This is a genomic window from Kitasatospora sp. NPDC041917 (assembly GCF_055589745.1).
The window spans coordinates 1-14,013 of sequence record NZ_JBVJBI010000057.1 but is presented as its reverse complement, the minus strand read 5'-3'; the positions used below and the strand labels follow the sequence as shown (position 1 = coordinate 14,013).

Sequence of the window (14,013 nt, the reverse complement as noted above, 5' to 3'; positions counted from 1 at the left end):
CGCGATGAAGAAGCCCGCATTCAGGAAGAAGTCCGGCGCCGGCGAGGCCGCCGGGCCCGCCTTCGCGGCGGAGCCGTCCGGGGCGGCCCCGGACGCCCGACCCGGCCGCAGCCGCAGCCCGTTCGCCGGGGGGGCCGCAGGGGCCGGCGGCGGGGCCAGGACCACCCCGTCCCTGCTCGCCGCGGCCGTGGTGCTCGCGGCGGTGTTCGGGATCGCCGAGGTGCGCCCGCCGGCCGCCCCGGCCAAGGCGGCCACCGGAGCCGCCCCCACCACCGAGCAGGTCGAGCGGACCTCGGTGGTCTGCCCGCAGCCGATCCAGAGCCTGACCGGCTCGACCACGCTCACCGCCTACACCCCGCCCGGGACGGGCTCCGCCACCGGCGGGGCCGGCTGGCTCTCCGACGCGGCCGCGCCGGCCGTGCCCGCCGCCCAGCCGACCGCCCCCCCGGCGACCCCGGCGGCCCCCGCCGCCCCGGCCCCGACCGGCTCGGGCGCCCCCGCCGCCCCGGCCCAGGACAAGAACGCGGCGCCCGCCGACGCCCGGCTGACGGTGCCCAAGCCCGGAACCCCGGCCACCGGCCCGGCCGCCAACGGCGACTCCGCGCCCGGCACCGGGGCGGTCGCCACCGGCGCCCTCGCCCCCGGCTTCACCGTCACCCAGACCACGGTGGTCACCGAGCAGCGCGGCCTCGGCCTGTCCGGCCTCACCTGCGCCCCGGCCGGGACCGGCTTCTGGTTCGCCGGGGCCAGCACCGCCGGCGACCGGGTCGACTACGTCAGCCTGGTCAACACCGAGTCCTCCGCCGCGGTGGTGGACATCAAGCTGTACGGCGACAAGGGCCTGATCGACAACGACTCGGCCAACGGGATCACCGTCGCGCCCGGCAGCTCCCAGGCCGTCCTGCTGTCGACCATCAGCAAGGGCGCGGTCGCCGACCTCGCGGTGCACGTGGTGGTGCGCTCGGGACGGGTCGGCGCCGCGCTGCACGCCGCCGACGGCGGCAAGGGCGCGGACTGGATCCCGGCCTCGGCCGACCCGGCCCCCGTCCAGGTGCTGCCCGGCCTGCCCGCCGACACCGCCTCCGCCCGCCTGGTGGTCTGGGCGCCGCCGGAGGACGACGCCGACCTGAAGATCCAGCTGTCCGGCAAGAACGGCTGGTTCAGCCCGGCCGGCAACGAGTCGATCCACGTCAAGGCGGGCATGGTGGCCGCCGTCGACCTCGGCAAGGTCACCCGCGACGAGGTCGCCGGGCTGCGGCTGTCGCCCAGCGACGACAAGCACCGCACCCCGATCGTGGCCGGACTGCGGATCGACCGGGCGGCGGCCGGCGGCAAGACCGACGCGGCCTGGCTCACCGGCAGCAACCCGGTCGGAGCCCGCGCCACCGTCGCCGACAACCGGGCCGGCGCCTCCACGCTCTACCTGACCTCCAGCGGCGAGGCCGCCACCGTCCGGGTCACCGCCTCGGCCGGCAGCGGTGGCGGCACCCCGGCCACCAAGGAGGTCCAGGTCCCGGCCGGCGGCACGGTCGCCCTCCCGGCGCCCGAGCCCGCCGGGCTGAACGGCGTCTTCGCGCTCACCGCGGAGACCGTCTCCGGCGGCCCGGTGGTGGCCGCCCGGATGCTCTCCCTGCCGGCCAAGGACGTGCCGATGTTCACCGTCCAGGCGCTGCGCGACGACCGCAGCACCGTCAAGGTCCCGCAGGCCGGCCAGGATCCGGGCGTCGTCCTGCGCTGAGCAGCCGACGGGGCGGCACCCTTGGTGCCGCCCCGGAGGGATCAGTCCTCGTCGTAGCGCGGGTCGATGGCGTCCGGGGACAGCCCCAGCAGCTCGGCGACCTGCTCGATCAGGATCTCGTGCACCAGCGCCGCGCGGTCCTCCCGGGTCTTCGCCCGGATCTCCACCGGCCGCCGGTACACCACGATCTGGCTCTTGTGCCCCTGCTTGCCGGGCGACACCCGCCCCAGCGGCACGCCGTCCTCGGCGTCGGCGCCGTCCGGCTCGTGCAGCGGCACCTCCTGGACGGCGAACTCCACCTCGATCAACTGCGGCCAACGCCGTTCGAGGCGCTCCACCGACTCGCGCACGTAGTCGTCGAACAGTTCGGAGCGGGTGAGCGAGATCGGCACCTGGGGCGGCGCCAGCGGGCCGCGCAGGCCCCGCCCGTGCCGGTCGCGGTGCCGGGGGCGGCGCGCCGGGCCTGTCGATGACTGCGGTGCGGAGCTGTCCATATCACTGCCGAGGGTAGTCCTTGGACGGTCGGAAGTGGACCACTCCGGCCGGGAATCGCACGGGGCGTTGGATACGCGGCCCCGGCGCCCGCGGTGCGACACGGCACCCCTTCCGGGCAGGCGGTCTTCGCTCCCCGGCGAGGAGTGCGGTACCGTCCACCCTCGTGAGCTCTGTACGTCGTTGTTCGCGGACCGCGTGCGGCCGGCCGGCCGTCGCGACGCTGACGTACGTCTACGCGGACTCCACCGCCGTCCTCGGCCCGCTCGCCACCTACGCCGAGCCGCACTGCTACGACCTGTGCGCCGAGCACGCCGAGCGCCTCACCGCCCCGCGCGGCTGGGAGGTCGTCCGGCTCGCCGCCGAGGCCGGGCCGCTGCGCCGCAGCAGCGACGACCTGGAGGCGCTGGCCAACGCCGTGCGCGAGGCCGCCCGCCCGCAGACCCCCCGTCAGGGCCGCGGCCCCGAGGGCGAGTCCACCGAGGGCGGCCGCCGCGGCCACCTCCGGGTCCTGCGCTCGCCCGACAACTGAGGACCGGGGTCCGCCGGGCGGATCGCGCCTGATCGGGACCAACCCGGCACGGGGTGTTCGTCCGGCCCGGGTACGCTGCCCGTCTACCGTCACCGCGCCCGTCGATCCGACGCGCGGTGGCCCAGACGTTCCGTGATCAGTCCTAAGACCAGGGTGGAGCCGCAGTGCGCGACCTCAAGCAGCTCGTGAAGGCGTACGACGTCCGGGGCGTCGTCCCGGACCAGTGGGACGAGAGCCTGTCCCGGGCCTTCGGTGCCGCGTTCGTGCAGGTCACCGGCGCGTCCGCGATCGTGGTCGGGCACGACATGCGGCCCTCCTCCCCGGCGCTGAGCCTGGCCTTCGCCGAGGGCGCCGCGGCCTACGGCGCCGACGTGGTGCAGATCGGGCTGTGCTCCACCGACCAGCTGTACTACGCCAGCGGCAAGCTGGACCTGCCCGGCGCGATGTTCACCGCCAGCCACAACCCGGCCCAGTACAACGGCATCAAGCTGTGCCGGGCCGGCGCCGCCCCGGTCGGCCAGGACACCGGTCTGACCGAGATCCGCGAGCTGGTCGAGTCCTGGACCGCCGAGGACGACACCGTCACCGTCCCGGCCAAGGACGTGAAGCCGGGCGAGCTGTCCGCCCAGGACACCCTGCGCGGCTACGCCGACCACCTGCTGGGCCTGGTCGACCTCACCGGGATCCGCCGGCTCAAGGTCGCGGTGGACGCCGGCAACGGCATGGGCGGCCACACCGTGCCGACCGTCTTCGACGGCCTGCCGATCGAGCTCGTGCCGATGTACTTCGAGCTGGACGGCACCTTCCCGAACCACGAGGCCAACCCGCTCGACCCGAAGAACCTGGTCGACCTCCAGGCCAGGGTCCGCGAGGTCGGCGCCGACCTGGGCCTGGCCTTCGACGGCGACGCCGACCGCTGCTTCGTCGTGGACGAGCGCGGCGAGCCGGTCTCCCCGTCGGCGATCACCGCCCTGGTCGCCGTCCGCGAGATCGCCCGCGCCCGCGCCGCCGGCGAGGCCGAGCCGACGGTCATCCACAACCTGATCACCTCCTGGACCGTCCCCGAGGTGGTCCGCGAGCTCGGCGCCAAGCCGGTGCGCACCCGGGTCGGCCACTCCTTCATCAAGCAGGAGATGGCCGAGACCGACGCCGTCTTCGGCGGCGAGCACTCCGCGCACTACTACTTCCGCGACTTCTGGCGCGCCGACACCGGCATGCTGGCCGCCCTGCACGTGCTGGCCGCGCTCGGCGGGCAGCCGGGCGCGCTGTCCGCGCTCACCGCCGAGTACGACCGCTACGCGGCCTCCGGCGAGATCAACAGCACCGTGGCCGACCAGGCCGCCAGCACGGCCGCCGTCCGCGCCGCCTTCGCCGGCGCCGAGGGCACCACGGTGGACGAGCTGGACGGCCTGACCGTGGCCGGCCCGGACTGGTGGTTCAACCTGCGCGCCTCCAACACCGAGCCGCTGCTGCGCCTGAACGTCGAGGCCAAGGACCCGGCGAAGATGGCCGAGCTGCGCGACGGCGTGCTCGCCGTCGTCCGCGGCTGAGCCTGATCACGGGCCCCGGTGCCCCGGCCGGTAGGGTTTCCTATCGGCCGGGGCACCTCCGTGCCACCCCCGAACTTTGGAGAGCCCCATGAAGCTCGAATCCTTCCTGCTGGAGATCCTGGTCTGCCCGCAGTGCCGGGCCGCGCTCGTCGAGGGCGGCACCGAGGAGCAGCCCGAGCTGGTCTGCACCGGCGCGGACTGCGGCCTCGCGTACCCGGTCCGCGAGGGCATTCCGGTCCTCCTGGTGGACGAGGCCCGCCGCCCGGCCTGATGCTGGGGGCGTTGCCCGGGGCGAAAGCCCCACCCCGACCGCCCGGCGCGCAGCGGAGCGCGCGCCCAGAGGACCGCAGCCGGAGGTTCGCCGCATGCTCGACGACACCCTGCTCGACGATCCGGCCGCCCTTCGGCGCGCCGACCACGACCGCGCCCTGCTGGCCCTGGCCGGCGCGGGCGCACGGGTCCGCACCGCGCTGCGCCGGGCCGAGGCGGCCGGGCTCGACCGGCTGCGGCCGGACGGCCGGCCGCGGTCCGTCCTGGTCGCCGGGCACGGCAGCGCGCTGACCGCCGCCGAGATGCTGTCCGCGCTGGCCGGCACGGCCTCCCTGGTCACCCCGCTGCCGCCGACCGAGGCGGCCGCCCCGCGCGCCGACCGGGCCGGCGCCCCGCCCGCCTTCACCGCCGGGCTCGGCTGGCAGCTGCCCGGCTGGGCCGGCCCGCTGGACCTGCTGGTGATCAGCTCCGCCGACGGCGGCGAGCAGGGCCTGGTCGGCCTCGCCGAGCAGGCGTACGCGCGCGGCTGCGCGATCGTCGTCACCGCCCCGGCCGGCAGCGCGCTGGCCGAGGCCGCGCTGCAGGTGCGCGCCCTGCCGCTGCCCTTCGTGGCCTCGGCGTCCTCCGAGGACCTCGCGCCGGTGCCGGCCGCCGAGCCGGACCTGCCGGCCGAGGACCCGGCGGCGCTCTGGTCCCACCTCACCCCGCTGCTGGCGCTGGCCCAGAAGATCGGCCTCACCCAGCTCCCGTACGACGCGCTGCCGGCCGTCGCCGACCTGCTGGACGCCACCGCCGTGCGCTGCCGCCCGGACGCCGCCGCGTACACCAACCCGGCGAAGGGCCTGGCCGCCCGGCTGGCCGGGACGGTCCCGCTGCTGTGGGCCGAGGGCCCGATCGCGGGGGCGGCCGCCACCCGGTTCGCCGCCCAGCTGGCCGACCGGGCCGGGCGCCCGGCGCTGGCCGGGCCGCTGCCGCAGGTGCTCACCGCCCACCGCGGCATGTTCACCGGGCAGTTGGGCGCGGGTGCCGACCCGGACGACTTCTTCCGTGACCGGGTCGAGGAGCCGGACCCGTTGCACCTTCAGGTGCTGCTGCTGCGGCACGCCCCGGGCGCGGCCGTCCCGGCGGCCGAGGACGGGCAGGACGGCCCGGCCGAGGTGCCGGAGGAGGACGCGGGGCCGCGCAGCTTCGGCGTGACCCGGGCGCACCGGCTGGCCGCCGCGCACGACGTCCGGCTGACCGAGTACGCGAGCGCCCGGCCCGACCCGCTGCACGCGCTGGCCGACCTGGTCGCGCTGACCGACTTCGCCGCCGTCTACCTGGGGCTCGCCGCGCAGTCCTGAGACGGTCGGCCGGGTGGAACCTCCGGGCCGGTACGGTAAGCGCTCGACGAGCTGATCGACCCGTGAGGACTTTCGAGGCATGAGTACCGAAGGCGGCACCAAGGCACTGATCGCGGCACTGTCCGCGAACCTGGCGATCGCGGCGGCCAAGTTCACCGCCTTCGGCTTCACCGGTTCCTCCTCGATGCTGGCCGAGGGCGTGCACTCGGTGGCCGACTCCGGCAACCAGGTGCTGCTGCTGATCGGCGGAAAGCGGGCGCGCCGGGAGGCCGACGAGGAGCATCCCTTCGGGTACGGCCGCGAGCGCTACGTGTACGGCTTCCTGGTGGCCGTCGTGCTGTTCAGCGTCGGTGGCCTGTTCGCGATCTACGAGGGCTGGCACAAGATCAGCCACCCGGAGACCCTGGACGCCTGGGGCTGGGCGGTCGGCGTGCTGGTCTTCGCCATAGGGATGGAGGGCTGGTCCTTCCTCACCGCGATGCGGGAGTCCGCCAAGGCCAAGGGTCGGCAGGGCTGGGTGCAGTTCATCCGCACCGCCAAGGCGCCGGAGCTGCCGGTGGTGCTGCTGGAGGACACCGGTGCGCTGATCGGTCTGGTGCTCGCGCTGTTCGGCGTCGGGCTCACCGTGATCACCGGCAACGGCGTCTGGGACGGCGTCGGCACCCTGTGCATCGGCGTCCTGCTGGTGGTGATCGCCGTGGTGCTCGCCATGGAGACCAAGTCGCTGCTGCTCGGCGAGTCGGCGAACAAGGACTCGGTGTACCGGATCCGGGAGGCGCTGGTGGACGGCGAGACGGTCACCGGGGTGATCCACATGCGCACCCTGCACCTCGGCCCGGAGGAGCTGCTGGTCGCCGCCAAGATCGCCGTCAACGCCGAGGACAGCGCCGCCCGGGTGGCGGAGGCGATCGACGCGGCCGAGGAGCGGGTCCGCGCGGTCGTCCCGATCGCCCGGGCGATCTACCTGGAGCCCGACGTGTACAGCGCCGAGAAGGCCGCGGCGGGCGACGACCCCGCCGCCACGCCCGGTGGTCCGGGCCCGGCCGACGCGCACTGAACCCCTCCCCGGCCCCGCGGCCGGGGCCCCTGGGGCCCGGCTGGAGCGCCGCTCGGCCCGGGGGCCGAAATCGGTCATCGGCGGACGGCCGGCGGGGCCGTCGGTGTAGATTCGTCACCAGAGCCAGAACGTCGCTGCTGATGGCGGTCGATCGGCGGTCCGCACCCGTAGGGTGTGCGCCGGTCGAGGGAGAGAGGTCCTCCGACGGTTTGTGCTGCGCAACGGGAAGCCGGTCCACCACGGACCCGGCCGTTCCGGCGTGGCCGTGCACCCGTACGGCCTGACGCACGCGACGCACGCCCGGACCTTTGGCCCCACCCCCATCAGCGAGGAGCAGACGCATGTCGACCGACATCACCGGTGATTTCAAGGTCGCCGACCTTTCCCTGGCGCCGTTCGGCCGCAAGGAGATCCAGCTGGCCGAGCACGAGATGCCCGGTCTGATGGCGATCCGCGCCGAGTACGCCGAGTCGCAGCCGCTGGCCGGCGCCCGCATCACCGGCTCGCTGCACATGACCGTGCAGACCGCCGTCCTGATCGAGACCCTGACGGCGCTCGGTGCCGAGGTCCGCTGGTGCTCCTGCAACATCTTCTCCACCCAGGACCACGCGGCCGCGGCCATCGCCGTCGGCCCGGAGGGCACCCCGGAGAACCCGCAGGGCGTGCCGGTCTTCGCCTGGAAGGGCGAGACCCTGGACGAGTACTGGTGGTGCACCGAGCAGGCCCTGACCTGGCCTGACGGCAAGACCCCGAACATGATCCTGGACGACGGCGGCGACGCCACCCTGCTGATCCACAAGGGCGTCGAGTTCGAGAAGGCCGGTGCCGCGCCGGACCCGTCCACCGCGGACAACGACGAGTTCCGGATCATCCTGGAGCTGCTCAACCGCACCCTCAAGGACACCCCGAACAAGTGGACCGAGGTCGCCGCCACGATCAAGGGCGTGACCGAGGAGACCACCACCGGTGTCCACCGGCTGTACGAGATGCACCGTGACGGCAAGCTGCTGTTCCCGGCCATCAACGTCAACGACGCCGTCACCAAGTCGAAGTTCGACAACAAGTACGGCTGCCGCCACTCGCTGATCGACGGCATCAACCGCGCCACCGACGTCCTGATCGGCGGCAAGGTCGCCGTCGTCTGCGGCTACGGCGACGTCGGCAAGGGCTGCGCCGAGTCGCTGCGCGGCCAGGGCGCCCGCGTGATCATCACCGAGATCGACCCGATCTGCGCGCTCCAGGCCGCGATGGACGGCTACCAGGTCACCACCCTGGAGGACGTCGTCTCGATCGCGGACATCTTCATCACCACCACGGGCAACAAGGACATCATCCTTGCCTCGCACATGGAGCAGATGAAGCACCAGGCGATCGTCGGCAACATCGGCCACTTCGACAACGAGATCGACATCGCGGGCCTGGCGAAGCTGCCCGGCATCGTGAAGACCGAGGTCAAGCCGCAGGTCCACGAGTGGCGCTTCGCCGACGGCCACACCATCATCATGCTGTCCGAGGGCCGTCTGCTGAACCTGGGCAACGCGACCGGCCACCCGTCCTTCGTGATGTCCAACTCCTTCGCCAACCAGACGATCGCCCAGATCGAGCTGTTCACGAAGACCGAGCAGTACCCGATCGGCGTCTACGTGCTGCCGAAGCACCTGGACGAGAAGGTCGCCCGCCTGCACCTCGACGCGCTGGGCGTGAAGCTGACCACCCTGACCCAGGACCAGGCCGACTACATCGGCGTCCCGGTCGACGGCCCGTACAAGGCCGAGCAGTACCGCTACTGATCGGTGAACCGTCCGGCGGCCGGCGCCCTCCCCTCGGGGGGCGCCGGCCGCCGGCGTCTGCGGGCCCGTCGGCCGGTTCGTCGGCCGCTCCCGTCAGCTGGGCCGGTCCGCGGGCCCCGTCGCGGTCCAGGAGGCCTCGTCCGCACCGAGCACGGTGAACCGGCCGAGCAGGCCCGCCAGTCCGCCGGCCTGTTGCACCGGCGGGCTCCCCGCGGCCGTCCCGTTGGCGCAGAGCCGGACACCCTTGTCGACGCGGCATACCGGGGTGCCGCCGTCCGGCCTGCCGTCGACGAACACCCCGAAGCTCTCCGGCTGGACGGTGACGCTCAGCCACTTCCCGTCGACGGTGTACGACAGGATGGCGCTCCACGGGGGCTCGGTGTCCTTCGAGGGCCGGTGGATCTCGATGTTCCGCGGCTTGAGCTCGGCGGGCAGGCCGGTCGGCCGCACCGGGAACGGGACATCCCGGCCGCCGAACTCGACGCCGGCCGCGACCCTGATCAGGTCCTCCTTGACCTTCGCCCCCGTCCACAGCGTGGCCCTCAGCTCGGCCCGGCGACCGGAGGCGGTCATCCAGCGCAGGCCGACCGGGACTCCCGATGCGTCGGTGACCAGCCACTGGGCCTCCCGGCCGGCGACCGCGGGCGCGGCGACCGTGTGCACCCCGGGGGCGAGGGACTCGCCGGGGCCGCGCAGCAGTTCGAGCTTCAGGGTGGGGACGGCGTTCTCGACGACGGTCGTGGTGGCGGCGGTGGTGACGGACCGTCCGTCGCCGTTCGCGTAGCCGACGGCCGGTCGGGCCAGCCACGGCGGCAGCCAGCCGAAGCGGGCCTCGGCGCTCAGCGGGCCGGTGGACGCCGTCGGCGTCGGGACGGTGGTCGGGGACGGCGTGGGCGAGGCCGGGGCGGTCGGCGGGGGGACGGCCGGTGCGGGAGGCCCGCCGGCCGGGCGCAACAGCAGCACGCCGGCCAGCACGGCGGCGGTCGACCCGGCCACCACGCCGATCAGCGCCTGCCGGCGGCGGCGCAGCCGGACCCGCCCGCGGGCGATCACCGCCGAGGTGTCGAGCGCGGCGGGCGGCGCCGGGGTCTCGGCGAGGGCGCCCAGCCGGGCGGTGAGATCACGCTGCTCGTGCGTCCTCATGACGTCCTCTCGGCGGTGGTGGGGCGAGCGGCGAGCGTCGTCCGGAGGGTGGCGAGAGCGCGCGAGGTCTGGCTCTTCACATTGCCCGAGGAGCAGCGCATCGCCTCGGCGGTCTGATCGACCGTGAGGTCGCAGTAGTACCGGAGCACCACGGTGGCGCGTTGCCTGGGCGGCAGCGCGGCCAGCGCCCTGCGCAGGTCGAGCTGGACATCGAGGTCGGCGGCCACCGAGGCGACGTCCACCGGCGTCGCGGTCCGCGACGTCCGCCGCCACCAGGACGAGCGCTGCTCGGCGAGGAAGGTGTTGACCAGCACCCTGCGGGCGTAGCCGTCCAAGTTCTCGACCCGGCCGGCCCGTGACCAGTTCACGTACAGCTTGGTCGCGCACTCCTGCACCAGGTCGTCGGCCCGGTGCCAGTCCCCGCACAGCAGATAGGCGACCTTGCGCAGCCAGCCGCTCCTGGAGGCCACGTACTCCGTGAACTCCGCGTCGCGCGTCCGCTTCGCCATCCGCACCCCCTCTCGTCGTGGTGGCGACGCACAGCCGCGCCGTCCGCCGCTCTAATGCGGGCACCGGCCGGAAGGTTGCACGCGCGGCGCGCACGTAGGCTTTCCGGCATGCCCAACGGCCGGTACTCGCTCCACGACCCTCATGACCACGTCCCGCTCGGGGAGGAGCGCTTCAGCTGCGCGCCCGGGGCGGCCGGGTGGCGGTACGTCTCCAAGACCTACGCGCCGGACGGCCGGGTGCTCGGCAGCACCGACCTCACGCTGGACTCGCGCGCCCGGCCGCTGCGGATGGAGCTGCGGGCCGGGGGCTGGCAGGTGCGCGGCGGAGCGGTGGACGGGGTGGCCTGGGTCCGCACCGACGCGGCCGACCCCGGCGGCGAGCACGCGGCGGAGGGCCACGACCGGGCGCACGCCTTCACCGGCCGCTCGCCGGGCTTCCTGGTCGCCACCGCCCGGCTGCTGAGGCTGGCGGAGGGGGCGAGCGCGCGGGTGCGGCTGGTGGCCTTCACCGAGCCGGTGCTGGCTCCGCGCACCCTCGACCAGGGGTGGCTGCTGGAGGGCGTCGACACCCACGAGACGGATTCCGGGCCGCTGCTGGTCGAGCGGTACCAGGTGGCGGACCTGGAGACGGGCGAGCAGCAGGTGGTGCACCTGGCGGGGGACGTGGTGCTGGCGGCGGAGGGGATCGAGCTGGAGGAGCTGGCGTCGCCGCCGAACGCCTGGCGGGTGGGGGCGGAGGAGGAGTAGCGGTCCGGTAGGGCCGTGCCGGCCAGGCCCGGCCCTACCCGGCCGATCCGACCCGACCCGATCCGACCGGCTCGGCTCAGGCGGGCGGGGCGAAGCCGGTGTCGGTGGCGGGCTTGTCGAGGGACGGAGCCGCCGGGGCCGCCGGGGCCGGGGGCGAAGCAGGGGCGGCGGGCGGTACGGGCACCGGCGGTGCGGTGGGCGCGGTCGGGGCCACCGGTGCGGGCCGCTGCGCCGGCAGGCCGAGGACGCGGACGGGCCGTCCGTCGGCCGTGACCGTCGGCGCGGGCGCGGGGACCGGACCGGAGGCCGGACGGGGAGCGGGCACCTGGGCGGGTCCCCGTCCGGCCGCCCACAGCTGCTCCTGGGCCCGCATCCACTCCCGCCGCTGGCGCTCGGTGAGCACCGCGCCCAGGTACGCCGCCGGGTGCAGCCCCGGCGCGATCGGGTGGCCGATCCGGGCGGACAGGTCCTCGGCGAGCCGGGTGGACATCCGGAGCATCACCGCCGGATCCAACTGGCCGATCCGGCCGAGCAGTTGGCGGATGGCCAGCCAGAGCGGCTCGGGTACGGCGGACAGGTCCATCGCGACCAGCTCGTGGCCCATCGCCTGCAGCAGGTGCGGGTGGACCGGCGGCAGTGGGGAGGCGGAGCCGCCCGCGCCCGGGGTGCGCTCGCGGACGACCACCGTCCCGGCGAAGATGTCACCCAGCCGCTTGCCGTCCGAGTGCACCACCGAGGTGATCACGGCGGGGGCGCCGGTCAGCACGATCATCTCGAAGAAGCCGACCAGCCCGCGCACCAGCGAGTGCCGGAACCGCACCGGCCCGCCGTCGGTGCGCACCACCCGCAGGCCGAGCGCGGCCTTGCCGAGCGAACGGCCGCGGGTGAGGGTCTCGACCATCACGGGCACGGCCACCAGGAAGAACACCATCAGGCCGATCATCGTGGCGGCCAGCGCCGCGCCGTCGAGCCCGATCAGGGCGAGGCTCAGCAGCAGCGTGAACACCAGCAGGGCCGCGAACTCCACCAGCAGGTCGATCACGATCGCCAGGGCCCTGCTCGGAAGCTTCGCCGTCCGGAGGCCGAGAACGACCGCCTCACCCGTCACCAGGTCGCTCAAGACACCTGTCCGTTCACGTTCTTGGAGCCCGTACGGCTCGCCCATGGAGATCCGCTCCTGGGAGTGCGGCAGTGCCGGGGGAGGGAATCACCCCGGATCGGCCCCCCTGACCCGCTCTCCGCAGTCTGATCCGCAGCCGCAAACATACGGGGCCCGGCAGGCGCACGGGAAGTGAGATCCCGGCGGCCGCGGCGGCGGCCGCTGCTGGCATGCTGGGCCGCACGTGTCCGCCCGGACCCGCCGCCCGCCCGGACGCACCCGCCCGCGCACGCACGTCCGCGCCCGCCGCCGATCATGGAGCCGCCGAAATGGACCTGGACGTCTTCGTCGCCACCCACCAGGGGGAGTGGGCCCGGCTGGACGCCCTCGCCCGCCGGCGCCGGCTCGGCGGGGAGGAGGCCGACGAGCTGGTCACGCTCTACCAGCGCGCCACCGGACACCTCGCCAAGGTCCAGGCCGCCGCGCCCGACCCGGCCCTGGTGAGCCGACTGACCGGGCTGGTCTCGCGCGCCCGCAGCGCGGTCACCGGCGCCCGGACCAACGGCTGGCAGGACGTCGCCCGCTACTACGCGGTGAGCTTCCCCGCCGCGCTCTACCGCGCGCGCCGCTGGTGGGTGCCGGTGGCGATCGTCTCCATGGCGGCCACCGCACTGCTCGCGTGGTGGATGGCCACCCACCCCGAGGTCCGCAACAGCCTGATCGCCCCCGAGCACCTCGACGAGCTGACCCGCCCCGGCGGCCAGTACGAGGCGTACTACTCGGACCGGCCGGCCAGCTCCTTCGCGGCACAGGTGTGGACGAACAACGCCTGGATCGCCGTGCAGTGCCTGCTGTTCGGGATCGCGCTGGGCGTTCCGGTGCTCTACGTGATGTGGACCAACGTGGTGAACCTCGGCATCGGCGTCGGACTGATGGCCTCCGCCGGGCGCCTCGACGTCTTCCTCGGCCTGCTCATTCCGCACGGCCTGCTGGAGCTGACCGCGGTCTTCGTGGCCGGCGGCCTCGGGCTGCGCCTCGGCTGGACCGTGATCGACCCCGGCCCGCGCACCCGCTCGGTGGCGCTGGCCGAACAGGGCCGCGCGATCATCGGCATGTCGATCGGCCTGGCGACGGTCCTGGCCGTCTCCGGTGTCCTGGAAGCCTTCGTGACCCCGTCCGGCCTGCCGACCTGGGCCCGCATCTCCATCGGCGTGCTGGCCGAGGCGGCCTTCCTCCTCTACGCCCTGGTGCTGGGCCGAAGGGCCGCCGAGGGCGGGGAGTTCGGCGATCTGGAGGCGGCCGACCGAGCGGACCTCCAGCCGGTCGCCGCCTGAGTCGATGTGATCCACAGGCCCCTGACCTGCTAGTCTTCCTCTCGTCCGGCCAAACCATTGACGTGGTGAGGGTGGGCTAGTAGGTTTCAACGGTTGGGACTGGCTGGACAACGGTCGGTCCCGGGCGTTAGTGTCTACGACACCGCCGAATCGAGGCGAGTGCATTTCACGAAATGCGCACCCTCCGACGAAGCAAATCCCACGGACTGAGCACTCCGAAAGCCTTGATAGGCTTCGGAACGAAGTTCGCAGGAAATCCCGCCAGCGGGAATCGGATGAATGAAGCCCCGGTAAACGGAGCGGAAAACGTCTGGTAAGCTGGAAACACGAAAGAACGAAGCCCGGAGGGTCCGCTGGAAGGCGGTCCGAAGGAAGCGTCCGTTCCTTGAGAACTCAACAGCGTGCCAAA

The 14,013-nt window shown here is 74.1% G+C and carries 13 protein-coding genes; 9 read left to right on the top strand and 4 right to left on the bottom strand.

What is annotated here, in order from left to right; genetic code table 11:
• Window positions 1-4: 4 nt before the first annotated feature.
• Window positions 5-1,738, top strand: a complete 1,734-nt coding sequence (locus ACZ6EM_RS36920; RefSeq protein WP_465774338.1) for a DUF5719 family protein — start codon at window positions 5-7, stop codon at window positions 1,736-1,738.
• A 41-nt stretch (window positions 1,739-1,779) separates the two neighbouring features.
• Here the strand turns inward: ACZ6EM_RS36920 and ACZ6EM_RS36915 are convergent, their stop codons facing one another.
• On the bottom strand, window positions 1,780-2,232 hold the full coding sequence (locus tag ACZ6EM_RS36915) for a metallopeptidase family protein (protein WP_359910079.1): 453 nt from the start codon (window positions 2,230-2,232) through the stop codon (window positions 1,780-1,782).
• A gap of 164 nt (window positions 2,233-2,396) precedes the next feature.
• Between ACZ6EM_RS36915 and ACZ6EM_RS36910 the strand changes: the two genes are divergently transcribed.
• The 6 genes from ACZ6EM_RS36910 (at window position 2,397) to ahcY (ending at window position 8,772) form a co-directional block, all read left to right on the top strand.
• Window positions 2,397-2,762 carry a DUF3499 domain-containing protein gene (locus tag ACZ6EM_RS36910; RefSeq protein ID WP_030289946.1) on the top strand — a complete coding sequence of 122 codons (366 nt, stop codon included), beginning with the start codon at window positions 2,397-2,399 and terminating at the stop codon, window positions 2,760-2,762.
• Between the two features lie 164 nt (window positions 2,763-2,926).
• Complete coding sequence (locus ACZ6EM_RS36905) at window positions 2,927-4,312, top strand: phosphomannomutase/phosphoglucomutase (RefSeq protein WP_401050572.1); 1,386 nt, start codon at window positions 2,927-2,929, stop codon at window positions 4,310-4,312.
• 88 nt (window positions 4,313-4,400) lie between these two features.
• A complete protein-coding gene (locus ACZ6EM_RS36900) occupies window positions 4,401-4,583 on the top strand; it encodes a Trm112 family protein (RefSeq protein ID WP_049659271.1) in 183 nt (60 codons plus the stop codon).
• 94 nt (window positions 4,584-4,677) lie between these two features.
• Window positions 4,678-5,925 (top strand): SIS domain-containing protein, encoded by a 1,248-nt coding sequence (locus tag ACZ6EM_RS36895; protein WP_465774337.1) that lies wholly within the window; start codon window positions 4,678-4,680, stop codon window positions 5,923-5,925.
• 79 nt (window positions 5,926-6,004) lie between these two features.
• Window positions 6,005-6,982 (top strand): cation diffusion facilitator family transporter, encoded by a 978-nt coding sequence (locus ACZ6EM_RS36890; RefSeq protein WP_401050568.1) that lies wholly within the window; start codon window positions 6,005-6,007, stop codon window positions 6,980-6,982.
• Between the two features lie 341 nt (window positions 6,983-7,323).
• Complete coding sequence (gene ahcY, locus ACZ6EM_RS36885) at window positions 7,324-8,772, top strand: adenosylhomocysteinase (RefSeq protein ID WP_359910063.1); 1,449 nt, start codon at window positions 7,324-7,326, stop codon at window positions 8,770-8,772.
• Between the two features lie 93 nt (window positions 8,773-8,865).
• Here ahcY and ACZ6EM_RS36880 read toward each other — a convergent pair whose 3' ends face one another.
• Together ACZ6EM_RS36880 and ACZ6EM_RS36875 are read right to left on the bottom strand one after the other, a co-directional pair.
• On the bottom strand, window positions 8,866-9,915 hold the full coding sequence (locus tag ACZ6EM_RS36880) for a hypothetical protein (RefSeq protein WP_465774336.1): 1,050 nt from the start codon (window positions 9,913-9,915) through the stop codon (window positions 8,866-8,868).
• A complete protein-coding gene (locus tag ACZ6EM_RS36875; RefSeq protein ID WP_359915512.1) occupies window positions 9,912-10,424 on the bottom strand; it encodes a SigE family RNA polymerase sigma factor in 513 nt (170 codons plus the stop codon). The genes ACZ6EM_RS36880 and ACZ6EM_RS36875 overlap by 4 nt, the downstream gene beginning before the upstream one ends.
• A 108-nt stretch (window positions 10,425-10,532) precedes the next feature.
• Between ACZ6EM_RS36875 and ACZ6EM_RS36870 the strand changes: the two genes are divergently transcribed.
• Window positions 10,533-11,171, top strand: a complete 639-nt coding sequence (locus ACZ6EM_RS36870; RefSeq protein WP_401055334.1) for a hypothetical protein — start codon at window positions 10,533-10,535, stop codon at window positions 11,169-11,171.
• Between the two features lie 76 nt (window positions 11,172-11,247).
• On the opposite strand, the gene ACZ6EM_RS36865 is transcribed toward ACZ6EM_RS36870, so the two are convergent.
• Window positions 11,248-12,291 (bottom strand): RDD family protein, encoded by a 1,044-nt coding sequence (locus ACZ6EM_RS36865; protein WP_465774335.1) that lies wholly within the window; start codon window positions 12,289-12,291, stop codon window positions 11,248-11,250.
• A gap of 308 nt (window positions 12,292-12,599) precedes the next feature.
• Between ACZ6EM_RS36865 and ACZ6EM_RS36860 the strand changes: the two genes are divergently transcribed.
• On the top strand, window positions 12,600-13,604 hold the full coding sequence (locus tag ACZ6EM_RS36860) for a stage II sporulation protein M (protein WP_401054831.1): 1,005 nt from the start codon (window positions 12,600-12,602) through the stop codon (window positions 13,602-13,604).
• The last annotated feature ends 409 nt before the right edge of the window (window positions 13,605-14,013 follow it).